This window comes from Mycolicibacterium celeriflavum, assembly GCF_010731795.1.
Taxonomy (GTDB): Bacteria; Actinomycetota; Actinomycetes; order Mycobacteriales; family Mycobacteriaceae; genus Mycobacterium; species Mycobacterium celeriflavum.
The window spans coordinates 1025814-1050676 of record NZ_AP022591.1 but is presented as its reverse complement, the minus strand read 5'-3'; the positions used below and the strand labels follow the sequence as shown (position 1 = coordinate 1050676).

Annotated in this window: 25 protein-coding genes and 1 tRNA gene; 15 read left to right on the top strand and 11 right to left on the bottom strand. The window is 66.8% G+C overall.

Annotated features, from left to right (window positions below; all coding sequences use genetic code 11):
- Positions 1–13 precede the first annotated feature (13 nt).
- Entirely contained in the window at positions 14–619 is a 606-nt protein-coding gene (locus tag G6N18_RS04995) for an HdeD family acid-resistance protein (RefSeq protein WP_067217114.1), read from the bottom strand.
- A 75-nt stretch (positions 620–694) separates the two neighbouring features.
- Positions 695–1021, bottom strand: a complete 327-nt coding sequence (locus tag G6N18_RS04990) for a hypothetical protein (RefSeq protein WP_133052471.1) — start codon at positions 1019–1021, stop codon at positions 695–697.
- Positions 1022–1126: 105 nt separating this feature from the next.
- Between G6N18_RS04990 and macS the strand changes: the two genes are divergently transcribed.
- From macS to G6N18_RS04970, 4 genes are read left to right on the top strand one after another with little or no spacing between them, the layout of a single operon-like run.
- A complete protein-coding gene (macS, locus tag G6N18_RS04985; protein ID WP_179962364.1) occupies positions 1127–2251 on the top strand; it encodes a MacS family sensor histidine kinase in 1125 nt (374 codons plus the stop codon).
- Entirely contained in the window at positions 2224–2874 is a 651-nt protein-coding gene (locus G6N18_RS04980; protein ID WP_067217105.1) for a response regulator, read from the top strand. The genes macS and G6N18_RS04980 overlap by 28 nt, the downstream gene beginning before the upstream one ends.
- 43 nt (positions 2875–2917) lie before the next feature.
- The gene (locus G6N18_RS04975) at positions 2918–4711 is read left to right on the top strand and encodes a DUF2339 domain-containing protein (protein ID WP_067217102.1); all 1794 of its coding nucleotides are present in this window, start codon (positions 2918–2920) and stop codon (positions 4709–4711) included.
- A 38-nt stretch (positions 4712–4749) separates the two neighbouring features.
- Positions 4750–5238, top strand: coding sequence for a Dps family protein (locus tag G6N18_RS04970; RefSeq protein WP_067217097.1), 489 nt, complete (start codon positions 4750–4752; stop codon positions 5236–5238).
- Here G6N18_RS04970 and G6N18_RS04965 read toward each other — a convergent pair.
- Positions 5235–5861 (bottom strand): TetR/AcrR family transcriptional regulator, encoded by a 627-nt coding sequence (locus G6N18_RS04965; RefSeq protein WP_067217094.1) that lies wholly within the window; start codon positions 5859–5861, stop codon positions 5235–5237. The genes G6N18_RS04970 and G6N18_RS04965 overlap by 4 nt on opposite strands.
- A 29-nt stretch (positions 5862–5890) precedes the next feature.
- On the opposite strand from G6N18_RS04965, the gene G6N18_RS04960 reads away from it, so the two are divergent.
- Both G6N18_RS04960 and G6N18_RS04955 read left to right on the top strand, forming a co-directional pair.
- Positions 5891–6721 (top strand): alpha/beta fold hydrolase, encoded by an 831-nt coding sequence (locus G6N18_RS04960; RefSeq protein WP_083005116.1) that lies wholly within the window; start codon positions 5891–5893, stop codon positions 6719–6721.
- Positions 6718–7170 carry an SRPBCC family protein gene (locus G6N18_RS04955; protein WP_083005112.1) on the top strand — a complete coding sequence of 151 codons (453 nt, stop codon included), beginning with the start codon at positions 6718–6720 and terminating at the stop codon, positions 7168–7170. The genes G6N18_RS04960 and G6N18_RS04955 overlap by 4 nt, the downstream gene beginning before the upstream one ends.
- Here the strand turns inward: G6N18_RS04955 and G6N18_RS04950 are convergent.
- Both G6N18_RS04950 and G6N18_RS04945 read right to left on the bottom strand, forming a co-directional pair.
- Positions 7142–8446 (bottom strand): adenylate/guanylate cyclase domain-containing protein, encoded by a 1305-nt coding sequence (locus G6N18_RS04950; protein ID WP_082949209.1) that lies wholly within the window; start codon positions 8444–8446, stop codon positions 7142–7144. The two genes, G6N18_RS04955 and G6N18_RS04950, sit on opposite strands and share 29 nt — an antisense overlap.
- A gap of 69 nt (positions 8447–8515) precedes the next feature.
- A tRNA-Leu gene (locus G6N18_RS04945) sits at positions 8516–8592 on the bottom strand.
- A gap of 95 nt (positions 8593–8687) precedes the next feature.
- Here G6N18_RS04945 and G6N18_RS04940 point away from each other — a divergent pair.
- The 6 genes from G6N18_RS04940 to G6N18_RS04915 all read left to right on the top strand — a co-directional run bounded on the left by G6N18_RS04940 (position 8688) and on the right by G6N18_RS04915 (position 14501).
- Positions 8688–9320, top strand: coding sequence for a two-component system response regulator PdtaR (locus G6N18_RS04940; protein ID WP_083005108.1), 633 nt, complete (start codon positions 8688–8690; stop codon positions 9318–9320).
- A 166-nt stretch (positions 9321–9486) separates the two neighbouring features.
- Complete coding sequence (locus tag G6N18_RS04935) at positions 9487–10713, top strand: branched-chain amino acid ABC transporter substrate-binding protein (protein WP_083005105.1); 1227 nt, start codon at positions 9487–9489, stop codon at positions 10711–10713.
- Between the two features lie 21 nt (positions 10714–10734).
- Positions 10735–11772 (top strand): branched-chain amino acid ABC transporter permease, encoded by a 1038-nt coding sequence (locus G6N18_RS04930; RefSeq protein WP_067217075.1) that lies wholly within the window; start codon positions 10735–10737, stop codon positions 11770–11772.
- Complete coding sequence (locus tag G6N18_RS04925; protein WP_083005101.1) at positions 11769–12938, top strand: branched-chain amino acid ABC transporter permease; 1170 nt, start codon at positions 11769–11771, stop codon at positions 12936–12938. Before G6N18_RS04930 ends, G6N18_RS04925 begins: the two co-directional genes overlap by 4 nt.
- Positions 12935–13762, top strand: a complete 828-nt coding sequence (locus tag G6N18_RS04920) for an ABC transporter ATP-binding protein (protein ID WP_083005098.1) — start codon at positions 12935–12937, stop codon at positions 13760–13762. Before G6N18_RS04925 ends, G6N18_RS04920 begins: the two co-directional genes overlap by 4 nt.
- Positions 13746–14501, top strand: a complete 756-nt coding sequence (locus G6N18_RS04915; protein ID WP_083005094.1) for an ABC transporter ATP-binding protein — start codon at positions 13746–13748, stop codon at positions 14499–14501. The genes G6N18_RS04920 and G6N18_RS04915 overlap by 17 nt, the downstream gene beginning before the upstream one ends.
- A gap of 1 nt (position 14502) precedes the next feature.
- Here the strand turns inward: G6N18_RS04915 and G6N18_RS04910 are convergent, their stop codons facing one another.
- From G6N18_RS04910 to G6N18_RS04900, 3 genes are read right to left on the bottom strand one after another with little or no spacing between them, the layout of a single operon-like run.
- A complete protein-coding gene (locus tag G6N18_RS04910) occupies positions 14503–15189 on the bottom strand; it encodes a YwaF family protein (protein ID WP_083005091.1) in 687 nt (228 codons plus the stop codon).
- Between the two features lie 16 nt (positions 15190–15205).
- Positions 15206–16405 carry a lipid-transfer protein gene (locus G6N18_RS04905; protein WP_067217155.1) on the bottom strand — a complete coding sequence of 400 codons (1200 nt, stop codon included), beginning with the start codon at positions 16403–16405 and terminating at the stop codon, positions 15206–15208.
- On the bottom strand, positions 16402–16839 hold the full coding sequence (locus tag G6N18_RS04900) for a Zn-ribbon domain-containing OB-fold protein (protein WP_083005156.1): 438 nt from the start codon (positions 16837–16839) through the stop codon (positions 16402–16404). The genes G6N18_RS04905 and G6N18_RS04900 overlap by 4 nt, the downstream gene beginning before the upstream one ends.
- Before the next feature lie 117 nt (positions 16840–16956).
- Here G6N18_RS04900 and polA point away from each other — a divergent pair, with 117 nt between their 5' ends.
- Entirely contained in the window at positions 16957–19689 is a 2733-nt protein-coding gene (gene polA, locus G6N18_RS04895) for a DNA polymerase I (RefSeq protein WP_109749530.1), read from the top strand.
- A 1-nt stretch (position 19690) separates the two neighbouring features.
- Here the strand turns inward: polA and G6N18_RS04890 are convergent, their stop codons facing one another.
- Positions 19691–20854: a PrsW family intramembrane metalloprotease gene (locus G6N18_RS04890; RefSeq protein ID WP_083005088.1), complete on the bottom strand. Its 1164-nt coding sequence runs from the start codon at positions 20852–20854 to the stop codon at positions 19691–19693.
- A gap of 209 nt (positions 20855–21063) precedes the next feature.
- Between G6N18_RS04890 and rpsA the strand changes: the two genes are divergently transcribed.
- Both rpsA and coaE read left to right on the top strand, forming a co-directional pair.
- On the top strand, positions 21064–22509 hold the full coding sequence (gene rpsA, locus G6N18_RS04885; protein WP_067217032.1) for a 30S ribosomal protein S1: 1446 nt from the start codon (positions 21064–21066) through the stop codon (positions 22507–22509).
- A gap of 18 nt (positions 22510–22527) precedes the next feature.
- Entirely contained in the window at positions 22528–23739 is a 1212-nt protein-coding gene (coaE, locus tag G6N18_RS04880; protein ID WP_083005085.1) for a dephospho-CoA kinase, read from the top strand.
- A gap of 13 nt (positions 23740–23752) precedes the next feature.
- Here coaE and G6N18_RS04875 read toward each other — a convergent pair whose 3' ends face one another.
- Positions 23753–24277, bottom strand: a complete 525-nt coding sequence (locus tag G6N18_RS04875; RefSeq protein WP_083005083.1) for a hypothetical protein — start codon at positions 24275–24277, stop codon at positions 23753–23755.
- Between the two features lie 65 nt (positions 24278–24342).
- Positions 24343–24849 carry a ribonuclease FAU-1 family protein gene (locus G6N18_RS04870; protein WP_082949208.1) on the bottom strand — a complete coding sequence of 169 codons (507 nt, stop codon included), beginning with the start codon at positions 24847–24849 and terminating at the stop codon, positions 24343–24345.
- Positions 24850–24863 lie beyond the last annotated feature (14 nt).

Below are 24863 nucleotides of genomic sequence, written 5' to 3'. Positions count from 1 at the left end.
ACGTCAGTGTGGGTTAGCTCACCGGTGCTTCCGCCGCAGGTGAGGCCGCAGAACCACCCGGGGCGTCGAGGTTCTTCGAGGCCTTGCGGATTCCGAATGCGGAGACGATCTCGAAGACGCCGATGACGATCAGCGAGATGCCGGCCACCACGGTGAGGATCGCAAGCGACTCGAACGGCGCCGCCAGCATCACGACGCCCGCGATGAGGCTGATCACGCCGACGATGATCTCCCACACCCGCCCCGGCAGAGTCGGGTCGCTGATCGCCGATACCGCCGTCGCCACACCACGGAAGATGAACCCGACGCCGATCCAGATCGCCAACAGCAGAATCGATTCCTGCAAACTGCGGAAGCACAGCACGGCAAGGATCAGGGCCGCGGCGCCGGAGATGAACAGCAGCACCCGGCCGCCCGCCGAGACATGCAGGCTGAACGCGAAAATCACCTGAGCGATGCCGGCGATCAGCAGGTATGCCCCGAAGAAGATCGCTGCAATGACGATGGTCTTACCCGGCCACAGCCAGACGAGCACGCCGAGAGCGACGGCGAGAATGCCGGAGAGCAGGGTGGTCTTCCAGAGATGCCGCAGCAAGCTGGGCGGTGCGGTGTTTTCCATTGGCGCAGTTTGGCACAGCGGAATGGAATCGCCGTCGCGTTTCGGTATCGATTCGGGGTGGATCAGATGGCTGCGTCAGCGTCCAGTCGCCAGTGGCCGGAATTGATCGAGGAACACAAAGAAGTCGCGAATCTGCGTGGTGGTGGGCACGAATTGCTCAATGAATCGATCAGCCGACCCTATCGGGCCCGGCGACACTGCATCAGGAGGCACGTACTCACTCCACATTCCTTCGAGCACATCCGCCACGGGGAGGACGTTGGACTCCTCGGTGGTCGGGCCGGGGGTCGCAAAGTCGGTGGGCTCGGCGCCAGCAGGAACGGCAGAAAAGCAAAACCATGAGGCCGCCGCCGCGCAGGCGGCGAGAAGCAATTTCGTGGCACTACGAGTTGGCGCATCCATAATCAATCCTCTTGAGCATTACCAGAAGACGTATCGTAGATATCCGGCAGTCCGGTCGTAAGTGAAACGGCCAATCGAACGCAGCGATGCGGAGGCGGTGTCGTGGTGAAAAGCGGCCCGGACCCGGCTGCGCCGCTGTGGCGTGCGGCGCAGGTTTTCCGGCTGTTGAGTTGCGTGTATGCGCTCGGGTTTCAAGTGTCGGTCAACGGCGATCTGGATCGGCCGGGCGTGGCGTGGTTTCTGTTCGCCTCGTTACTCGCCTGGAGCGCCGCGTGCGCGGTGGCCTATCTGCAGGGGTTCGGACGACGTCCGGCGTGGGTGCTGGCCGAAATCGCCGTCGTGGTCGGGTTGATCCTGTCGACCGAGGTGGTCGCGTCGCCGCAGTGGGCTTTGGACAACCAGTCCTGGCCGACAACGCTGTGGGCGACCAATGCCACCATCTCGGCGGCGATCGTCGCCGGCCCCATCGCCGGGATGCTGACCGGGGTGGTGGTGATGATCGCCAGCACGGTGGTCAAGGGCTTCATCAACTACGACCTCGGCCGCAACGCGACGATCGTCATCGAGCTCGCCGTCGGCCTCGCGGTCGGCATGGCCGCGCAGACCGCGCGCCGGGCACACGCCGAACTGGAGCAGGCGGCGCGGCTGGCGGCGGCGCATCAGGAGCGGGAGCGGTTGTCGCGCGAGGTGCACGACGGCGCGATCCAGGTGCTCGCACTGGTGTCCCGTCGCGGCCGCGAAATTGGCGGTGCGACAGCTGAACTCGCAGAGCTAGCGGGAGAGCAGGAGCGCGCGCTGCGCAGGCTGATCAGCTCCGGGGAGGGCGAACCACGCCTCGGTGCGACGACCGACGTCGGTGCGCTACTGCGCCAACGCGCGTCGGACCGTGTCTCGGTGAGCCTGCCCGCCGACCCGGTGCTGCTCGAAGCCGGCGTCGCCACCGAGTTGTACGCGGCGGCCGCCAACGCGCTCGACAACGTGGCGGCCCACGCCGGGCCCGATGCCCACGCCTACGTGCTGCTCGAGGACCTCGGCGATACGGTCACCGTGAGCATCCGTGACGACGGCACCGGAATCGCCGACGGCCGGCTCGACGAGGCGGTGCGCGAGGGACGGATAGGGGTAGCGAAATCGATTGTGGGAAGGATGAACTGGCTCGGTGGCAGCGCCAAGCTGAGCACCGGGCCGGAAAGCGGGACGGAATGGGAACTGACGGTACCCCGACGGTGATGGTCGTCGACGACCATCCCATCTGGCGCGACGCGGTGGCCCGCGACCTCGACGAGGACGGCTTCACCGTGGTCGCCACCGCCGACGGCGTCGGCGCCGCACGCCGTCGCGCCCTCGCGGTCCAGCCCGACGTCGTGGTGATGGACATGCGGCTCGCCGACGGCGACGGCGCGCAGGCGACCGCCGAGGTACTCGCCGTTTCGCCGTCGTCGAAGATTCTGGTGCTGTCGGCGTCCGACGAGCGAGACGACGTGCTCGAAGCCGTGAAGGCCGGTGCCACCGGCTATCTGGTGAAGAGCGCCTCCAAGCAGGAACTCGGCGCGGCGGTACGGGCCACTGCCGAAGGCCGGGCCGTCTTCACCCCGGGCCTCGCAGGGCTGGTGCTGGGGGAGTACCGGCGCATCGCGCAGACGCCGGGCCCGGAGACCCCGAGCCTGACCGAGCGCGAGACCGAGATACTGCGCTACGTGGCCAAAGGCTTGACCGCCAAGCAGATCGCGGCCCGGCTGTCGCTCAGTCACCGCACCGTCGAGAACCATGTGCAGGCCACATTCCGCAAGCTGCAGGTCGCCAACCGCGTCGAATTGGCCCGCTACGCGATAGAACACGGGCTAGACGAGTAGTCCTACTCATCCGCGACGCCGTCGCGGCTGTGACGATGACGCCATGACCGAACCGCATCGCGCCGTCATAGCGCGGCTGTCCGCTGATTTCGCCGCCATCTCAGCGCAGTTGGCGCGCGCTTCGACCGATCTGGCCGAACTCGACCGGCTGCTGGCACCGTCGTGGCCGCCACCTCCGCAGGTTCCCCAATACGTTGCGCCCGTTCACTATTCACCTCCATACGTGGCACCCGCCCCGCCGCCTCGACCCGCGCCGCCCCCGCCTCCGCCGCCTCCTCCGGCCGCCAGAACGCCGCGGGACGAACGATGGATCGGCAAGCTGCTGGCCGTCGCCGGTGTCGCCGTGACGCTGATCGGAGTGGTGTTCCTGCTGGTGCTGGCCGCGCAGGCGGGCGTGCTGAGGCCGGAGATCCGGGTCGCGGCCGGAGCGATGCTGGCCGCTGGACTGGTGGTCGTCGCGCGGTGGCTGTACGCCCGACCCGGCGGTCGCGTCGGCGCAATCGCGTTGGCCGCGACCGGCACCGCCGCCGCCTACATGGACGTCATCGCGGTGACGACGATCTATGAGTGGGTGTCCGCACCCGCCGCGCTGGTCATCGCCGCGGTGATCGGGGGAGGCGGCCTCACGTTGGCGCGACGCTGGAACTCCGAGCACCTGGGGCTTCTCGTGCTGGTACCGCTGCTGGTGCTGGCGCCGGTGGTGGTCGGCGGCATCACGCTGCTGCTCGTCGCGTTCATGCTCGCGCTGTCGGCGGCGTCGCTGCCCGTACAACTCGGCAGGGACTGGCTCTGGCTGCATGCCGCCCGCATCGCGGCGGCCACACTGCCGTTGCTGACCGCGCTGGTGGGTGTCTATTTCGACGACGGGCGCGATCGGTGGCTGGCCGGTGCGTGCGGCATCGCAGCACTGCTAGCCATCGCCGGCGCGCTCATCCTGCTGCCCCGCACCGCGAACAAGCCGGTGATGGCCGTGCTCACAGGGGCGGGTGTACTGCCCGTGCTGTCGGTCTCGCTGGCCGTCGACCGTGTCGTCGCGGCACTGATGGCGGCCGCACTGGCCGCGGCGCTGCTGGCGATCGTGCTCGTCGGTGAGCAGCTGCCCGGAGTGGACCGCAGCGTGCGCCGGATCTGGGCGGTGCTGTCGGCGGTGTCCGCGCTGATCTGCGTACTGGTGGCGTTCGACGGCCGGATCGCGGGCCCCGTGCTGCTGGCAACGGCGCTCGTGGTGGCGGCGGCAGGTCGCCCCGATGCAACGGCCAGGGCGATCGCCGTGGGCTTCGCGCTGATCGGAACCGGGTTCTATCTGAGCTACGCCCCGCCGTCCGCGCTGATGCGGGCCACCGCAACCGCCGCCGCGGCGGGCATTTCGACGTTGGTCGCCAGCGTTCTGCTGGCCGCGTGCGCGGCCGTGATCGTGTGGTCGTTCCCGCGCCGGAATTCCGCGGCGTGGGCGGTCGCCGCAGCCGTGGCGGGATACGCGGTCACGACGTTCGCGGTGACCGCCGGCGTGTTGGTCGGCGGCACCGACGGAGGGTTCTTCGCGGGCCACATGGCCGCGACGATCTGCTGGATCGGGCTCGCCGCTGCGTTGTTCGGCTACGCCGCCCGGCTGCCGCGCACCGATCGGTCCCTGCCGATCGGCGGGGGGCTCGCGCTGGTCGCCGCCGCGATGGCCAAGCTGTTCCTCTTCGATCTCGGCACCTTGGACGGCATCTTCCGGGTAGTGGTGTTCATCGTGGTCGGCCTAGTGCTGCTGGGCATGGGCGCCGGCTACGCGCGGCTGCTGGAGAGGCAGGACCAGCAGCAGAACACACCCGTGACGGCCGACACATGTTAAACTGGACTCAATCCAGATTAGGAGGCGTTGTAAGAGCCATGAACACCACACGTCGTCTAGAAACAGAAGTCCAGGGCTTCCACGCGTCGCCCGAACTCAGCGCCAACCTGCAGCGGGTCCTGGTCGACCTGATCGAGCTGCACCTGCAGGGCAAGCAGGCGCACTGGAACGTCGTCGGCACCAACTTCCGCGACCTGCATCTACAGCTCGACGAACTCGTCGAGTTCGCCCGGGAGGCCAGCGACACGGTCGCCGAACGGATGCGCGCACTCGACGCCGTACCCGACGGTCGGTCGGACGCCGTCACCGCCGGCACCACGCTGCCGCAGTTCCCGGCGTACGAAGTGAGTACGCAGGAGGCGGTCGACCTGATCACGGGCCGGATCTACGCCACGGTCGCGACCATACGAGCGGTGCACGACTCGGTCGACGCCGAGGACCCCAGTACCGCTGACATCCTGCATCAGCTGATCGACGGCCTGGAGAAGCTGGCCTGGCTGATCAAGTCGGAGAACCGCAAGGTCTAGTCGGGCTGGTCAGCCGGCCCGCAGATCACCGCGATTGCTGCATCGATCAGCGCGTCCAACTCGGGCCTGCCGGCGCCAGACCTGGCCCGGACCGACAGCGCGTTGAGCGTCGCCGTCGCGATCTGTGCGAGCGCGTCGGGCGCGTGCGGCGAAAGCTCGCCGTCGCGGCCGGCGCGTTCGAACCGTTCGGCGAACGTGTCGGTGAACGCCGCCATCGTCTCCTCGACGGTCGTGCGCGCGTGTGCGTCGCCCGTCGCTTCGGTGAGCGCCGTACCGATCAGAAAGCAGCCGCGCGGCCCGGCGTCTCCGGACAGGTAGAAATCTCGGGCGTAGCGATAGACCGCCCCGAGCGCCTCGCGCAACGGCAGCGGCCGGGCCAGGGCCGCTGACAGCCAGGCCCGGCTGGTCTCGGCGTAATCGGCGGCAGCGCGCCGGTATAGCGCCCGCTTGTCACCGAACGCGGCGTAGATGCTCGGCCGGTTCATGCCCATGGCCGCCGCCAGATCGTCCAGCGACGTGCCCGCATATCCGGCGCGCCAGAACGTCTCGCGCGCCCGGCGCAATGCGACCTCGGGATCGTAGGCGCGGGGCCGGCCGCGGCGACGGGCCGTTGCTCTGGTCACACCGCAAATTTTATACTACTTTGAACAAAATGAACTTCTGGCACGTCGACGAGGGTTCCGGCGAACCGGTGCTACTGCTGCACGGCTATCCGCAGAGCGCCTCGTGTTGGCGGCATCAGATCCCCGCACTCGCGCAGCAGTACCGCGTGGTCGCGCCCGACTGGCCGGGATTCGGCCGTTCCGGCCCGCCGGACACGCCACCGACCTACGACAACGAGGTCGACCGCATCGACGCGATCGCCGACACGGTCGGTCTCGACCGGTTCAACCTCGTCGCGCACGACTACGGCGGGTTCCTTGGGCTGGGCTACACGTTGCGCCACCCCGAGCGCGTCCTGCGGTTGGCGTTGCTCAACACCAGGGCGCACAAGACCTTCCGGCCGTGGTTCTACCGCTACTCGCGCAGTCAAGGGTGGGCGGCCGCCCACGTCCCCGGGCTGGTCCGCCGGCTGCCGCTGGGCCGACTGCACCACGCGGCGTTGCGGCCGTATCGCGCGCTGGGCTGCTTCGACGACCCGCTGGAGGCCGAGTATCTGGACTGGATGGACACCGCGGTCGGCCGCCGGACATTCATCGAGTTCTTCCGCAACTACCACGTGCCGCCGATCGCCGAACTCGCGGCGGGCCTCGAACGGATCACCTGCCCCACCGCGGTGATCTGGGGCGACCGCGACCGCTACATTCCGTTCACCACCACCCGCCAGCTCGCGGACCGCATTCCCGGTGCCACCCTGACCCAGTTGACCGGCGCCGACCACTACGTCATGGAGGAGCGGCCTGCCGAGGTGACGGCGGCGATCTTGGAGCTGCTGGCCCGGCCGTGCGTCGTTTCCGGCGATGGGGGTATATCACCGGCGTGACCGTGACTAGAGACATCCACGCCTCCCGGCAGCAGGTGTGGGACGTGATGGCCGACGGATGGACTTACTCGCAATGGGTCGTCGGCAACAGCCGGATGCGCGCTGTCGACGCGAACTGGCCGGCGCCCGGCTCGCAGATACGCCACTCGATCGGCGTGTGGCCGCTGCTGCTCGACGATGTGACCGTGGTCGAGAAGAGCGTGCCACTGGAGGAGCTGGTGCTGCACGCGAAGGGCCGCCCGTTCGGCGGAGCCCGAATAGTGTTGCGGCTGAGCGATATTGCCGACGGTTGCCGGGTCGAGATGCAGGAGTTCCCCGTCAGCGGACCCGCCGCGCTGATGCCCAACCGGTTGTCCGACATCGCCGTCTATCCCCGGAACCGGGAAACCTTGTGGCGGCTCGGCGCGCTGGCCGAGCGGCTCAAGCCGACTGAGCTCTCTGACGACTGAGCGGTTCCAGTTCCACCGCTTCGCGCACCGCTGAATCGTCGCGCCGCCCGACGAGGTACCAGGTCCTCATGACGCCCTTGCCCTTGACGTCGACCTCGCCGCGCGGTTCGAGGACGAACGTGCTTCTCAGCCGTTCGTAGACGTCGTGGGGCACCTGGATGCGGCCTTCGACGTCGGTGGTCTCCATTCGCGATGCGACGTTGACAGCGTCGCCCCACACGTCGTAGAAGAACTTGCGCGCGCCGACGACACCGGCGACCACCGGCCCCGCGGCCAGCCCGATCCGCAACGGCACCTCGCGGCCGTGCGGGTCGCGCAGGTCGGCGACCGCGTCAGCCATGTCCAGCGCAAGACAGGCCAGCGCCTCGAGGTGATCCGGTCGCGGTTGCGGCACGCCGCTGACCACCATGTAGGAGTCGCCGCTGGTCTTGACCTTCTCCAGACCGTGCCGGTCGACCAGCGCGTCGAGGTCGGTGTAGAGCCGGTCCAGGAAGCGCACCAGATCGCTGGGCGTGGTGTCGCTGGCCCGCTTGGTGTAGCCGGCGATGTCGGCGAACAGGATCGACGCGTCGTCGTACTTGTCGGCGATCACGGCGCGGGTCGGATCCTTCAGCCGCTGGGCTATCGGGGCGGGCAGGATATTGGCCAGCAGCCGCTCGGAGCGTTCGTACTCGGCCTCCATCGCCAGCCGGGCCCGGCGTATCTCACGAAGGGCGTACCACAGCGTGGCGATGACGAGGATCCACGCAGTGACCACGGTGAGGATGAACGAGGTCGTGAACGCCCACGGCGGTTGGATCCCGGTGTCATCGGGGACGAGGAACTCCAGCAGGATCACCGTCACCGCGCCCACCGCCGACAGCGTCGACGCCAGCAGGATGTGGTCGATACCCAGTACCAGCACCATGATCGCGGCCGCGACGACGAAATAGAACTGCAGCCCCGAGCCGGTGCCCAGCTGAATGCACTGGACGGTGATCGTCGTGTAGGCGACCGCGAAGAACACCAGCGGCGCAACAAGTTCCCCGAACCGGCACATCAGCGGGATCAACGCGAAGGCTGCTGCGCTGACGAGGTTGATCACCGGGATCCACCACACCTCGAGGCCGACGAGCAGCCCCTGCAGCCCGAAGAACGCGCTGATCGCCGCGCTGATCATCGCGGTCACGTCGAGCACGCGGCGGTGACGTGTGGCGCTCTCGGCGTGGTGGCGGACGCGGGCCGGCATTCGGCTCTCCAGCGCGACTTCCGGCACACAGACCGGCCGCAGTCTCATCTCCACGCTTAGAGCGTAGCGCTGGAAGTCCCGGCGACCTGCGGTTTATCGGGGAACGGACGACGGCGGTGGTGCCCTCGGTGAGACTCGAACTCACACTGTCACGATTTTGAGTCGTGTGCCTCTGCCAATTGGGCTACGAGGGCCAGACGTCGGTCTGTGTCATGTCGCGGTGCGGCTTACCACCATAGAGGATGCCCCGCAGTCGCTGGACGTGCCTGCTACCGCCACAATGTCTTCCATGGCATCCCCTTCTGGGTCAGCGACCGACGCCGTGAAAGCACGCCGCGTTGTCGTCGCCGAAGACGAAGCGCTCATCCGGATGGACCTGGCCGAGATGCTCCGCGAGGAGGGCTACGAGATCGTCGGTGAGGCCGGCGACGGGCAGGAGGCGGTCGATCTCGCCGAGAGCCTGAAACCCGACCTCGTGATCATGGACGTCAAGATGCCGCGTCGCGACGGCATCGACGCGGCATCGGAGATCGCCGGCAAGCGCATCGCGCCGATCGTCATCCTGACCGCTTTCAGCCAACGCGAGCTGGTGGAGCGAGCCAGGGATGCAGGCGCGATGGCCTACCTCGTCAAACCGTTCACCATCACCGATCTCATCCCGGCCATCGAGGTGGCGGTGAGCCGGTTCGGTGAGATCGCCGCCCTCGAACAAGAAGTGGCGAGCCTCTCCGACCGGTTGGAGACCCGCAAGCTGGTCGAGCGCGCCAAGGGTTTGCTGCAGGCCAAGCAGGGCATGACCGAGCCCGAGGCGTTCAAGTGGATTCAGCGGGCCGCGATGGACCGCCGCACCACGATGAAACGAGTCGCCGAGGTGGTGCTCGAAACCCTCGACACGCCCGGCGATGCACCGGAGTCAGGCTAAGGGCCGGCGTCGCGGCGCGTAAAAACTGCGTTTCCGACGGCGCAGACCAAGCACCGGCGTCGAGCGTTGGCTATGGTCTTCCCGGAACGTTGCCGCCCCTGCCCAGCCAGGTTGAGGCGCGGAGCCGACTAGAACGTCGACTAGAACTTTGACCCGGAGGTGAAGTGTGCGCGGTCGCGGAGCACGGAAAGCAATTGCTATCAGCAGCGCTGGTTTGGTCGTGCTCGGCAGCGCAATGACTTTGGCAGCCTGCCAACAATCCGAGCCGAACGAGGGCGGTACGGCGCGGACCGACCTGAAAATCGTCGAGCAGGTTCCGATCGACGAGAAGGGCGCGGAGATCACACCGCCGGACGCTGCTGCGGCGGCCGACCCGGCCGGCGACGGCAAGGCGCAGTGCCCACCCGTGTCGATCGCGATGGCGGGCGCGCTCAACGGCCCTGACGCCGCACTGGGCATCAACATCAAGAACGGCATCCAGTTGGCGGTCGACCAGCACAACGCCGCAAATCCGGGCTGCAAGGTGCAGTTGAAGACCTTCGACACCGAGGGTGATCCGCAGAAGGCCAGCCAGACCGCACCGCAGATCATCAACGACGCGTCGATCATCGGCCTGATCGGTCCGGCATTCTCGGGTGAAACCATGGCCACCGGAGACGTCTACAACCAGGCGGGTCTGGTTGCCGCCACCGCGTCGGCCACCAACGTCACGCTGTCGCAGAAGGGGTGGAGGACGTTCTTCCGGGGCCTCGGGAATGACGGACAGCAGGGCCAAGCGGTCGGAAACTACCTGAAGAACACGCTGGGCCAGAAGAAGGTCTGCGTTGTCGACGACAGCACCGACTACGGCCTGGGCCTGGCGACCGTGGTTCGAAACACGCTCGGACCGGTCGCCGACCCGGCGTGCAACATCTCGGTGAAGAAGGGCGACAAGGACTTCTCGGCTGCGGTGACGCAGATCAAGGGCGCCAGCCCCGACTCGGTGTTCTTCAGCGGCTACTACGCCGAGGCCGCGCCGTTTGCCCAGCAGCTCAAAGACGGCGGCTACACCGGGACCTTCGTCAGTGCCGACGGCACCAAGGACCCGGAGTTCGTCAAGCAGGCCGGCGACGCGGCAGAGGGCGCGATCCTGTCGTGCCCGTGCACGCCTGCGCCCGCGGAGTTCGCCGAGGAGTACAAGAAGGCGTTCAACGCCGATCCGGGTACATACAGCGTCGAGGGCTATGACCTCGGCACCGTCATGCTGAAGGGCATCGACTCCGGGAAAACCACCCGGGCCGACCTCCTCGAGTTCGTCCGCACCTACAACGGTCAGGGGATCGGACGTAAGTACCAGTGGGATCCCAACGGCGAACTGACCTCCACCCTCATCTGGATCTTCAAGGTTCAGTAGGAGACCGATCGAGAGACCGGGATGCCCCCCGAGTGCGTCGACCAGTACACCTGTCTGGCCGCCAACATCAGCTTCAACCTGGACGGGTTGCGAGACGGCTTCTGGCAGTTGACGATCGACGGTCTGTCGTGGGGCGCCATCTACGCCCTGGTGGCGGTCGGGTACACGTTGGTCTACGGCGTACTGAAGTTGATCAACTTCGCCCACTCGGAAGTCTTCATGTTCGGCATGTTCGGCGCGTATTTCTGCCTCGACATGATCCTCGGGTTCACCCCGAGCGGTAACACCTACGACAAGGGCATCGCGCTGACGGTGCTGTATCTGGGTATCGCGATGCTGTTCGCGATGATGGTGTCCGGCGCCACCGCGGTCGGCCTGGAGGCGGTCGCATACCGACCGTTGCGCAGACGCAAGGCCGAACGACTGTCGTTTCTGATCACCGCGATCGGCATGTCGTTCGTGTTGCAGGAGTTCGTGCACTTCATCCTGCCGAAGATCCTCGACGGGTACGGCGGTTCCAATGCGCAGCAACCGATCAGACTCGTCTCGCCCGAAACCCAGTTCACGGTGTTCGGCGCCGCGGTCTCCAACATCACGCTCATCATCGTGGGCGGGGCGCTGGTACTCGCCCTGATGACGGACATCACCATCAACCGAACGAAGTTCGGACGCGGAATCCGGGCGGTGGCCCAGGATCCCGATACCGCGACGCTGATGGGCGTCTCCCGGGAACGCATCATCATGATGACGTTTCTGATCGGCGGGCTACTGGCCGGGGCGGCGGCGCTGCTGTACACGCTGAAGGTGCCGCAGGGCATCATCTACTCCGGCGGCTTCCTGCTCGGCATCAAGGCGTTCTCGGCCGCGGTGCTCGGCGGCATCGGCAACCTGCGCGGCGCGCTGCTGGGCGGGCTGTTGCTGGGCATCATGGAGAACTACGGGCAGGCGGTGTTCGGGACGCAGTGGCGTGACGTCGTGGCCTTCGTGTTGCTGGTTCTGGTCCTGTTCTTCCGGCCGACCGGAATACTCGGCGAGAGCCTCGGGAAGGCACGGGCATGAGTCTCTCTGACAAGGCCTTGGCGCCAGGCGATGCGTTGCGGCGTTGGTGGGACGGCCTTTCGCGTGTGCAGAAGTGGGGCTTCGGCGTGCTCGCCTTCGGTCTGCTCGCCTTGTTGCCGCTCTTCCCGCCGCCCTTCCTGAACACGCCGAACATCAGCTTCGGCGGGACCATGGCGCAATTCGCCATGGTCGCCATCATCGCGATCGGGCTCAACGTCGTGGTGGGCCAGGCCGGTCTGCTCGACCTCGGCTACGTCGGCTTCTACGCCGTGGGTGCGTACACCGTCGCGCTGCTGACCAGTCCCAATAGTCCGTGGAACAAGATGGGTGCGACGGGATGGTTCAACGAGGACTGGGCGTGGCTGGCCTGCGTGCCGCTGGCGATGGCCATCACCGCGCTGACCGGCCTCATCCTCGGAACGCCGACGCTGCGGCTCCGCGGCGACTACCTCGCGATCGTCACGCTGGGTTTCGGCGAGATCATCCGACTGTTGGCTGACAACCTCTCGGAGGTGACCAACGGCCCGCGCGGCCTCAACGAGGTCGCCTATCCGCGGTTCGGGGAGAGCGAACGCGTCCCCGAAGGCGTGTTCTCCAGCGGAAACTCCGCGGGCGACGCCAATTACGGCACGTGGTGGTTCTGGCTGGGCATCGTGATGATGGTCGGAATCCTGCTGTTGGTCGGCAACCTCGAACGCAGCCGCGTCGGACGCGCCTGGATCGCGATCCGGGAAGACGAGGACGCCGCGGAAGTCATGGGCGTCAACACCTTCCGGTTCAAGTTGTGGGCGTTCGTGATCGGCGCGGCGATCGGCGGACTGTCCGGCGCGCTGTACGCGGGCCAGGTGCAGTTCGTAGCGCCGCCGACGTTCAACATCATCAACTCGATGCTGTTCCTGTGTGCCGTGGTGCTCGGCGGGCAGGGAAACAAGCTCGGCGTGGTGGTGGGTGCGTTCATCATCGTCTACCTGCCGAACCGACTGCTCGGGGTGGAGTTCCTCGGTATCAACCTCGGCGACCTGAAGTACCTGTTCTTCGGGCTGGCGCTGGTGGTGCTGATGATCTTCCGACCGCAAGGCCTGTTCCCGGCCCGCCAACAACTGCTCGCCTACGGCAGGGCGGCACGCGACCTGCTGCGCTCACCGGAGAAGGAATCGGCGCGATGACGATCGAGGAATTGGCGGGCGTCCACCGCGAAATCCATACCGCCGAGGGCGAGATACTTTTGAGGACAACGGATCTCACAATGAAGTTCGGCGGGTTGACAGCGCTGGACTCGGTGTCGTTCGACATCCGTCGCGGCGAGATCCTCGGCATGATCGGCCCGAACGGCGCCGGTAAGACCACCTGCTTCAACGCGATCACCGGGGTGTACCGCCCGACGTCGGGAACGGTCACGTTCGACGGCGCGCCACTGGGCCGGGTCAAACGGCACCAGATCACCCGCCGCGGAATAGCGCGCACCTTCCAGAACATCCGGTTGTGGGGCGAGATGACCGCCCTGGAGAACGTCATGGTGGGCACCGACGCGAGACACTTCACATCGGTGCCCGGTGCACTGGTCCGAACCCCGCGCCACAGACGCGAGGAGCACTCGGCGATCGAGAGATCGGCTGCACTACTTCATTTTGTCGGCATCGCACACCGCGGCGAGGAGAAGGCGAAGAACCTCTCCTACGGAGATCAACGACGGCTGGAGATCGCCCGCGCGCTGGCCACCGAACCGAAACTGCTGTGCCTGGATGAACCGGCGGCCGGATTCAACCCGCGGGAGAAGGCCGCGCTCATCGAGTTGATCCAGAAGATCCGCGACGACGGCTACACCGTGCTGCTGATCGAACACGATATGAGGCTGGTGATGGGGGTGACCGATCGGATCGTGGTGCTGGAGTTCGGCCGCAAGATCGCCGACGGCCTGCCCGCGGAGATCCGCGAGGATCCGAAGGTGATCGCAGCGTATTTGGGGGTGCCCGATGACACAGCCGAATGATTCGCCGGCAACCGAGCGGCCCGTCATCCTCGAGTTGCGTGACATCGTGGTGCAGTACGGGAGGATCCGTGCGCTGCACGGGATCTCGTTGACCGTTCGCGAAGGTGAACTGGTGACGCTGCTCGGTTCCAACGGAGCCGGCAAGACGACCACCATGCGGGCCATCTCGGGGCTGCTGCCGCTGACGTCGGGTTCGATCTGGTTCGAGGGCGCCGACATCAGCAAGGTCAAAGCCCACCAGCGGGTGATCCAGGGGCTGGTGCAGGCCCCCGAGGGGCGCGGTGTCTTCCCCGGGATGTCGGTCGTGGAGAACCTCGAGATGGGCTGTTACGGGCGCAAATTCGCCTCGCGGTCCGAACACCGGCAGCACCTGGACTGGGTTCTGGAGACGTTTCCCCGGCTCGCCGAACGCCGCAGCCAGGTGGGTGGCACGCTCTCGGGTGGCGAGCAGCAGATGCTGGCCATCGGACGGGCGCTGATGGCCCGACCGCGGGTGCTGCTGCTCGACGAGCCGTCCATGGGACTGGCGCCGATGGTGATCTCCCAGATCTTCCGGATCATCGGCGAGATCAACGCCCAGGGCACCACCGTGCTGCTGGTCGAACAGAACGCACAACAGGCGCTGAGCCGTTCGGACCGCGCCTACATTCTGGAGACCGGTGAGGTCACCCGCGAAGGTAATGCCCGAGACTTGTTGGCCGATGACAGCATTCGCGCTGCCTACCTCGGCGTGGCCTGACTCAGTTCCTTGACCGACGGGCTGCCCACGGCCACGTCATCAACGCCCAAACAGCGGCGACCAGAGTTGCCCCGACGAGTACGTACACCGGCCACGGACCCAACACATCCAACAGCGACGCGGTGGACGGTTTGGCGTTCAGGAAGCCGTAATTGGTGCCGGCGACTGCGTTGAAGACCATCGTGGCCGCCGCCCAGATGAGCGTGACGAAAATCGCGAATCGCAGGCTACGCCAATCGGGTCGCAGGCCACGGCCCCAGGTGAGGTAGATGGCCGCCCACACCACCAACAGATGTATCGCGTAGAAGGCGAGGAACCGGTAGTGCGGGAAGTCGGGCCCACGCAGGACCGGGGATATCAGCGCCTGCACGCTCAGCACCAGACCCCAGTAGTAGGTCAGGGCGTACGCCCAATGTCGTTGTGTCCACAGCGCATACGCTGCGACCACGGTTGCCAGGTCGGTGAGTTGCAGTGGCACCGAACCCGCAAGGGTCGGCGGGACCAGGTTGTAGACCAGGATCGCGGCATAGATCACCGCGGTCACCGCACCGAGGCTGCGGCTCAGAACTTCAGCGTGCCGGTCGCTCTGGCTGCGGCCCGCCCACACCAGCAGGACGGCGCCGATGACGAAGACCGCCAACGCGCCCCAGTACGAGGGCCCGTAGGGCTCGAACTGCCTAGCGAGCAATTGCCGAACTGCCCGCTCAGCGGGCGACGATCACGGACGAGCCGTGGCCGAACAGGCCCTGGTTGGCGGTGACTCCCACCTTGGCGCCCTCGACCTGCCGGCCGGTCGCCTGCCCCTTGAGCTGCCAGGTCAGCTCGCAGACCTGGGCAATCGCTTGCGCCGGAATTGCTTCGCCGAAGCAGGCCAGTCCGCCGGACGGGTTGACCGGGATCTTTCCGCCGATCGCCGTCGCGCCGCTGCGCAGCAATTGCTCCGCCTCGCCTTTCGCGCACAGGCCGAGATGCTCATACCAGTCGAGTTCCAGCGCCGTGGACAGGTCGTACACCTCTGCGAGGCTCAGGTCTTCGGGACCGATACCGGCTTCGGCGTAGGCGGCGTCGAGGATCTGGTCTTTGAACACCCGCTGCGGCGCATTCACCACCGCGGTGGAATCCGTTGCGATGTCGGGCAATTCGGGTAGATGTTGCGGATACTGCGGCGTGACCGTGCTGACTGCCCGTACCGACGGCACCCCGTCGAGTGAGCCGAGATGCTTCTCCGCGAACGACTTGCTCGCCACCACCAGTGCCGCCGCGCCGTCAGACGTCGCGCAGATGTCCAGCAGCCGAAGGGGATCGGAGACCACCGGGCTGGCCAGCACATCCTCGATCGTGGCTTCTTTGCGGTAGCGCGCGTTCGGGTTGTCGAGCCCGTGCTTGGCGTTCTTGACCTTCACCGCGGCGAAGTCTTCGAGAGTGGCGCCGTAGAGGTCCATGCGTCGGCGCGCCAGCAGCGCGAAGTACACCGTGTTGGTGGCGCCGATGAGGTGGAAGCGTTGCCAGTCGGGGTCGTTGCGGCGCTCGCCGCCGACCGGGGCGAAGAATCCCTTCGGGGTGGTGTCTGCGCCGATCACCAGCGCCACATCGCAGAAGCCCGCCAGAATCTGGGCGCGTGCGCTCTGCAACGCCTGTGAACCGCTGGCGCACGCCGCGTAACTGGACGACACCGGCACGCCGTTCCAACCCAGCTTCTGCGCGAACGTCGCGCCCGCCACGAAGCCCGGATAGCCGTTGCGGATCGTGTCGGCGCCCGCGACCAGCTGGATCTGGCGCCAGTCCAAACCCGCCTCGGCCAACGCGGCCCGCGCGGCGACGACGCCGTACTCGGTGAAGTCGCGCCCCCACTTGCCCCACGGGTGCATGCCCGCGCCCAGGATGTACAGCGGTTCGGGACTCATGATGCGGGCCTCCATGCGTGCACGACGCGCTCGACGCCGTCGTCGTCGACGAACAACGGCATCGTGGTCAGTTCCATCTCCATGCCGACTTTCAGGTCCGCGGCCAGCGTTCCCTCGACTACCTTGCCCAACACGATGAGGCCCTCCTCGGCCAGTTCCACCGCGGCAACGGCGAAGGGCTCGAAGGGATCTGGCGCCGGATACGGCGGCGGGGGAGCGTAGCGGTTCTCGGTGTAACTCCACAGCGTCCCGCGCCGCGACAGCGGAACCTGGGCCAACTCGTCGCCGTCGCAAGTCGGGTTCGGACAGTTGTTGGCACGCGGCGGGAACACGTAAGTGCCGCACTGGTGGCACTTACCGCCGATCAGATAGGCCTCCCCGGATCCATCGGTGGCGAACCAACCTTCGACCGCGGGTTGAGTGGAAGCTGACACGCGGGTCAGCGTACCGAGTCGCGCGGTGAAACTGAAACGTGTTCCAGTTGAGTGGGACACCGCGAGCGCGAGCGCCACGGTGGCTCCCATGTCACCGCCGATGCATAGAGTAGGGCCGTGAGCCCAGCCACCACCACCGCCACCGGCAAGAAGACGGCGTCCGAGCACACGGAACAGAAACCGACACTGATGTTGCTCGACGGCAATTCGCTGGCGTACCGGGCGTTCTACGCGCTGCCCGCCGAGAACTTCAAGACCCAGGGCGGGCTCACCACCAACGCGGTGTACGGCTTCACCGCGATGTTGATCAATCTGCTGCGTGACGAGCAGCCCAGCCACATCGCGGCCGCGTTCGACGTGTCGCGCCAGACGTTCCGCGTCGACAAGTTTCCCGAGTACAAGGCCGGCCGGTCTTCGACCCCCGACGAGTTCCGCGGCCAGATCGACATCACCAAAGAGGTGCTGGGCGCGCTGGGCATCACCGTGCTCGCCGAACCGGGCTTCGAGGCCGACGACATCATCGCCACCCTGGCCACGCAGGCCGAGTCGGGTGGCTATCGCGTGCTGGTGGTCAGTGGTGACCGCGACTCGCTGCAACTGGTCAGCGACGACGTCACGGTCCTGTATCCGCGCAAGGGCGTCAGCGAGCTGACCCGGTTCACCCCGGAGGCGGTGCTGGAGAAGTACGGCCTGACCCCGCAGCAGTACCCGGACTTCGCGGCCCTGCGCGGTGACCCCAGCGACAACCTGCCGGGTATCCCCGGCGTCGGGGAGAAGACGGCGACGAAGTGGATCGCCGAATTCGGCTCCCTCCAGGCGCTGGTCGACAGCGTCGACTCCGTGAAGGGCAAGGTCGGCGATGCGCTGCGGGCGAACCTCTCGAGCGTCGTGCTCAACCGGGAACTGACCGACCTCGTTCGCGACGTGCCGCTCCCGCAGACGCCGGACACCCTGCGCATGCAGCCGTGGGACCGCGACCAGATCCATCGGCTCTTCGACGACCTGGAGTTCCGGGTGTTGCGCGACCGGCTGTTCGAAACGTTGGCGTCGGCGGACCCCGAGGTGGATCAGGGTTTTGACGTGCGCGGGCGGGCGCTGGAACCGGGAGAGCTCGCGGCGTGGCTGGCCGAACACAGCTCGGGTAAGAGGTTCGGGATGGCTGTGGTCGGCACGCACCTGGCCTTCGACGCCGACGCGACCGCACTGGCCATCGTCGCCGCGGACGGCGACGGGCGCTACATCGACACTGCCACGCTGAACGCCGATGACGAGGCGGCGCTGGCGTCCTGGCTGGCCGACCCCGGACCGCCGAAGGCGCTACACGAAGCCAAGCTGGCGATGCACGATCTGCAGGGCCGCGGCTGGAAGCTCGCCGGCGTCACGTCGGACACCGCCCTGGCCGCCTACCTCGTCCGCCCAGGGCAGCGCAGCTTCGCACTCGACGATCTGTCGCTGCGCTACCTCAAGCGCGAACTCCGCGCGGAAACGCCTGAGCAGCAACAACTTTCGCTGCTCGACGACAGTGATGGCGTCGACGGTCAGGCCGTGCAGACGGTGATCCTGCGGGCCAGCGCGGTGATGGATCTCGCCGACGCGCTCGACGAGGAGCTCACCCGTATCGACTCGCTGGCGCTGTTGAACAACATGGAGTTGCCGGTGCAGCGGGTGCTGGCCGACATGGAGACCGCGGGCATCGCGGTCGACCTCGAGCAACTCGGCCAGTTGCAGAGCGAGTTCGCCGACCAGATCCGCGACGCCGCTGAGGCGGCGTATGCGGTGATCGGCAAACAGATCAACCTCGGTTCACCGAAGCAGCTGCAGGTGGTGCTGTTCGACGAGCTGGCGATGCCGAAGACCAAGCGCACCAAGACCGGCTACACCACCGACGCCGATGCGCTGCAGTCCCTTTTCGAGAAGACCGGGCATCCGTTTCTGCAGCATCTGCTCACCCACCGCGACGCGACGCGGTTGAAGGTGACCGTCGACGGGCTGCTGGCCTCGGTCGCCTCCGACGGCCGGATCCACACCACCTTCAACCAGACCATCGCCGCGACGGGTCGCCTGTCGTCGACCGAGCCGAACCTGCAGAACATCCCCATCCGCACCGACGCCGGCCGGCGCATCCGCGACGCGTTCGTCGTGGGCAAGGGCTATTCCGAATTGATGACGGCCGATTACAGCCAGATCGAAATGCGCATCATGGCGCATCTGTCGAAGGATGAGGGGCTGATCGAAGCGTTCAATACCGGGGAGGATCTGCACTCGTTCGTCGCGTCGCGGGCATTCTCGGTGCCGATCGACGAAGTCACCGCGGAGCTGCGGCGCCGCGTCAAGGCGATGTCCTACGGGCTGGCGTACGGGCTGAGCGCCTACGGGCTCTCTGCGCAGCTCAAGATCTCCACCGAGGAAGCCAAAGTGCAGATGGAGCAGTACTTCGACCGGTTCGGCGGGGTGCGCGATTACCTGCACAACGTCGTCGACCAGGCCCGTAAGGACGGATACACCTCGACGGTGTTCGGCAGGCGGCGCTACCTGCCGGAGCTGGACAGCAGTAACCGCAACGTGCGCGAGGCCGCCGAACGGGCCGCGCTCAATGCGCCGATCCAGGGCAGCGCCGCCGACATCATCAAGGTGGCGATGATCAACGTCGACAAGGCGCTCAAGGAGTCCGGTCTGACGTCGCGGATGTTGCTGCAGGTGCACGACGAACTGCTCTTCGAGGTCGCCGAGGGTGAGCGCGACGCCGTGGAGAAGCTGGTGCGCGAGCAGATGGGCAACGCGTACCCGCTGGATGTGCCGCTGGAGGTGTCGGTGGGCTATGGCCGCAGCTGGGACGCGGCCGCACACTGAGTCAGCGACTCGGAGCGCGGTGGCCGGTGAGCCACTGCAGCATCGGAGCGGCCGCTCGCGCAGCGTGGACCGCGTAGGCCTCCTCGGTCTGCAGAGCGAAGACGCGCTGATCCCCGAAGCCGCGGTCGATCCGGTCCCGGACGAACGCCAACTCGACGACCTGGGCGGCGAACCGGTTGACCGCCTTGCCGGCGGGTCGCCCGCCCTGCCGGGTTGCCAGCGCGACAGCCTGCTTGCGGTGCCGTAGGGAGCCCAGCCACGTGGCCTCGTTCGGCGTCACCAAGCCTGCAGCCACCATGCCGGGCAGCTTGGCCGCGACAACGGCCTGCTCACGGCGCCGGCTCTGCACGCCGAGCACGATCGTTAACACGAACAGCGGCACCATCCAGAACAGGTACACGCCGAAATACCACCCGACACCCAGCAGCGACGAGCCGTTCCACAGCCCGTGCATGACGACCGCGGCCAGGTAGCCCAAACCGATGTAGCCCACCCTGGTCAACGCGTTGCGGTGATGCAGCGCGAAGTACACGCCGATGCCGAAGAACGTGGTGAACAGCGAATGCGCAAACGGCGCCATGACCAGCCGCATCGCCGCGGTCAGCAACGAGTCACCGAGCGATTCCCCGCTGGCGATGTAGAGGATGTCCTCGAGCCAGGCGAAACCGGCGCCGACCAGCCCGGCGTACACCAGGCAGTCGGTCAGGGAATTGACTTCGTTGCGGCGCCGGCCGGTCATCATGAACAGCAGAAACGTGCCCTTGGCCGCCTCCTCGATCACCGGCGCGATGACGGCCACCGAAACCCAGCTGACCTCGTCCGTCTCTCCGGTGACGATCAGGGACTCGAGGTAGAGCCCGAGAAGCACCGACAGCACCACGGCGACCGAGGCGCCCCACAGAAAGCCGAAGATCAACAGCCGCGGGGGCTCCGGCTCCCAGCGGTCCAGCCACACGTAGGCCAGCACCACGACCACCATGGTCAAGCTCGACAGGACCAGCCCGATACCGGCGCCGATCGGATTGAGGGCGGTCAGCCCGACGATGATCAGCCCCGCCACGGTGCCGAGCAGGATGAGGACCGCCAGCGGCGCCCCGACCTTTCGCACCTTGCGCTCGAACGGCGGCTGGATCGGCCAGAACTGGGGCGCGCCGGCGTAGGACACGAGAAGTCAGCGTAGCGGGGACCCGCGCCTCAGGCTGGGTACCGGGTTTGGCCAGCATGTGCCCAGTCGAGTAACCTCTACCGGTACCTGTCTGTGGTTTTTGCATTCTTCCGCGGCGGGTGCACAGCACAATCTCGGCGCCCGCGCCGAACCAACAACTCGAACGTCCCAAGTCCCTACGATCAAACCTGTCCGGAGCAACCCACCACATGCCAAGTCCCTCCGTCACCTCGCCGCAAGTAGCCGTCAACGACATCGGCTCGAGCGAGGACTTTCTCGCCGCCATCGACAAGACCATCAAATACTTCAACGATGGCGACATCGTCGAGGGAACCATCGTCAAGGTTGACCGTGACGAGGTCCTGCTCGACATCGGTTACAAGACCGAAGGCGTCATCCCTTCCCGAGAGCTCTCCATCAAGCACGACGTCGACCCCAACGAGGTCGTTTCCGTGGGCGATGAGGTCGAGGCTCTGGTCCTCACCAAGGAGGACAAGGAAGGCCGCCTGATCCTCTCCAAGAAGCGCGCCCAGTACGAGCGCGCCTGGGGCACCATCGAAGAGCTCAAAGAAAAGGACGAGGCCGTCAAGGGCACCGTCATCGAGGTCGTCAAGGGCGGCCTGATCCTCGACATCGGCCTGCGCGGCTTCCTGCCGGCGTCCCTGGTCGAGATGCGTCGAGTCCGCGATCTGCAGCCGTACATCGGCAAGGAGATCGAGGCCAAGATCATCGAGTTGGACAAGAACCGCAACAACGTGGTGCTGAGCCGTCGCGCCTGGTTGGAGCAGACCCAGTCCGAGGTGCGCAGCGAGTTCCTCAACCAGCTGCAGAAGGGCGCCATCCGCAAGGGTGTCGTCAGCAGCATCGTCAACTTCGGCGCGTTCGTCGATCTCGGCGGTGTCGACGGCCTGGTGCACGTCTCCGAGCTGTCGTGGAAGCACATCGATCACCCGTCCGAGGTGGTTCAGGTGGGCGACGAGGTCACCGTCGAGGTGCTCGACGTCGACATGGACCGCGAGCGGGTTTCGTTGTCGCTCAAGGCGACTCAGGAAGATCCGTGGCGGCACTTCGCCCGCACCCACGCGATCGGCCAGATCGTGCCGGGCAAGGTCACCAAGCTGGTGCCGTTCGGCGCGTTCGTCCGCGTCGAGGAGGGTATCGAGGGCCTCGTGCACATCTCCGAGCTGTCCGAGCGCCACGTCGAGGTCCCGGACCAGGTGGTGCAGGTCGGCGACGACGCGATGGTCAAGGTCATCGACATCGATTTGGAGCGGCGCCGCATCTCGCTGAGCCTCAAGCAGGCCAACGAGGACTACACCGAGGAGTTCGACCCCTCGAAGTACGGCATGGCCGACAGCTACGACGAGCAGGGCAACTACATCTTCCCGGAGGGCTTCGACTCCGAGACCAACGAGTGGCTCGAGGGTTTCGAGAAGCAGCGTGAGGAGTGGGAGTCCCGCTACGCCGAGGCCGAGCGCCGGCACAAGATGCACACCGCGCAGATGGAGAAGTTCGCCGCCGCAGACGCAGAAGCAGCAGCGGCTCCGTCTTCCTCCAACGGCACCTCGCGTGGCGAGGAGCCGTCGGCGGGCGGATCGCTGGCCAGCGACGCCCAACTCGCGGCACTGCGGGAAAAGCTCGCAGGCAACGCCTGACAGCCGACAGGCTGGGCGGTGCTGCGCATTGGGCTCTCCGGCGGTATCGGCGCCGGGAAATCGACGGTGTCCGCGACGTTCAGTGAGCTCGGGGGAATCGTCGTCGACGGCGACGTGATCGCTCGCGAGGTCGTCGAGCCCGGGACCGAGGGGCTGGCCAAGCTGGTCGACGCATTCGGCGAGCAGATTCTGCACGACGACGGCGCGCTCAACAGGCCGGCGCTCGCCGCCATCGCGTTCAGCGACGAGGAGAAGCGCAAGACCCTCAACGGGATCGTCCATCCGCTGGTCGCGCACCGCCGATCGGAGTTGATCGCGGCTGCCGCCGAAGACGCCGTGATCGTCGAAGACATCCCGCTGCTGGTCGAATCCGGTATGGCACCGATGTTCCCGCTTGTGGTGATCGTGCACGCCGACGAGGACGTGCGGGTGAAGCGGTTGATCGAGCACCGGGGTTTCACCGAAGAGGACGCCCGGGCGCGGATCGCCGCGCAAGCCAACGAGGAACAGCGCCGGGCCGTCGCCGACGTGTGGCTGGACAACGCGGGCACCACAGCTGCGCTGGTCAGCGCGGCGCGAGCGCTGTGGCACGAACGGATCGTGCCGTTCGCGCACAACCTGCACGAGAATCGGCCCGCACACTGCGAACCGGTACTGGTGCCCTACGACCCGACATGGCCCGACCAGGCACAGCGCATCCTGGCGCGGCTCAACACCGCGTGCGGGCACCGTGCCGTGCGTATCGACCACATCGGTTCCACCGCGGTGCCCGGACTCGACGCCAAGGACGTGATCGACGTCCAGGTGACGGTCGGCTCGCTCGATGTCGCCGACGAACTACGCGAGGCATTGACGACGGCCGGCTATGTCTGCATGCCGATCACCGCCGACGTCGGCAAGCCGGACGCCCGCAGCACGGCCGCGGAATTCGACCACTCCGACGATGACGCGCTGTGGCACAAGCGAATTCACTGCTCCGCCGATCCCGGTCGGCCGACGAACGTCCATCTACGGGTCGATGGCTGGCCGGGCCAACAGTTCGCGCTGCTCTTCGTCGACTGGTTACGCGCGAACCCAGATGCCCAAGCCGACTACCTCGCGCTGAAGCGGCAGGTCGTCGCCCAGGGGCACACCGAGACCGGTTCCTACGCCGACGCGAAAGAGCCGTGGCTCCTCGACGCGTACCGACGTGCGTGGGCGTGGGCCGATGCCACCGGGTGGCGGCCCTGAGGGTCCCCGGAGCTCATGCCGGCGGCGGCGTGCTGACCGCGGCGTCCGGAGCGCCGTCCACCGGAAGATTCAGCGGCGCACCACATTGCAGCACCCCGTACATCGGATCGTCCTTCGGCCGGAGCAACCGCGGCGCGATGAACTGATCGGCCTTGGCGACGATCTGGTTGTCGACGAGGATCTCGCAGTGCAGGTTCGACCCGTACGGCCATTCGATCGAGATCTCCATGCCGGCCAGCTTGGGGTCCGCCAACACCGTGTTGACCTCGAAGGTCTGACCGGGCAGCAGCGTGGGTTGCGCACTGTTGACGTTCTGGTCGTCCATCTTGTACGCGACGACCGCGCCGCGGGATGTGCCGTCGGCCCGCGCCCGGTAGATGACGTTGTGCAGGATTTTGGGCTGGGTGGGCGCCGGCGCCACCTCGCTGCCGGAACCGACCGGCTCAGCCGACGCGACCGCGGGGGCCACCAGGGAGCCCACCAACACGACCCCTGCAGCGACGCAGGCAGCGAAGGGCGTGCGTTCGATGGGATTCACGTGATCAGAGACTACCGTTCGTCGCGGTGCGGACAAATTCATGATCGGTGACATCACCGTGGTGGCTACCCATCGCGCCAGGTCAGCGGCATACCTTGACCGGCTAGCCAACGGTTCAGGTCGTAGCCGTGCCGTGACAGCCCGTCGATCGCGGACACCGCAGCCTGTACCGCCTGCTCGCCGGTCTCCGGTGTCAGCAGGTTGTGCCGCACCGCGGTGAGCAGTTCGTCGACGTCGCAGAGGTCGGCCCCCTCGCCGGTGCGGACCACCAGGTCGAGGTAGTGGTCCTCGGAATGCCAGACGTCCCGGCCGGGCGTGTAGCGCCCGACGTCGAGGTAGTAGTCCTGGTCCAGTTCGTGGCCCGGATTGAAGTGGAACACCGTCGCGCGCAGCCGCAGGGACGGCAGCAGCCACGACTCCAGGTAGTGGAACTGGGTGCGACCGGGAGCCGGACGAGCCATATAGAGGCCCCACGGTCGGACCGTGTAGATCTCGACCGGCCGCACGACGCCCTTCGGATCGGTGTTTGTGTGGGCGCGCAGGTCGAACGTCTCGTGCTTGGGAGCGTGGATGGATCAAGGATAGG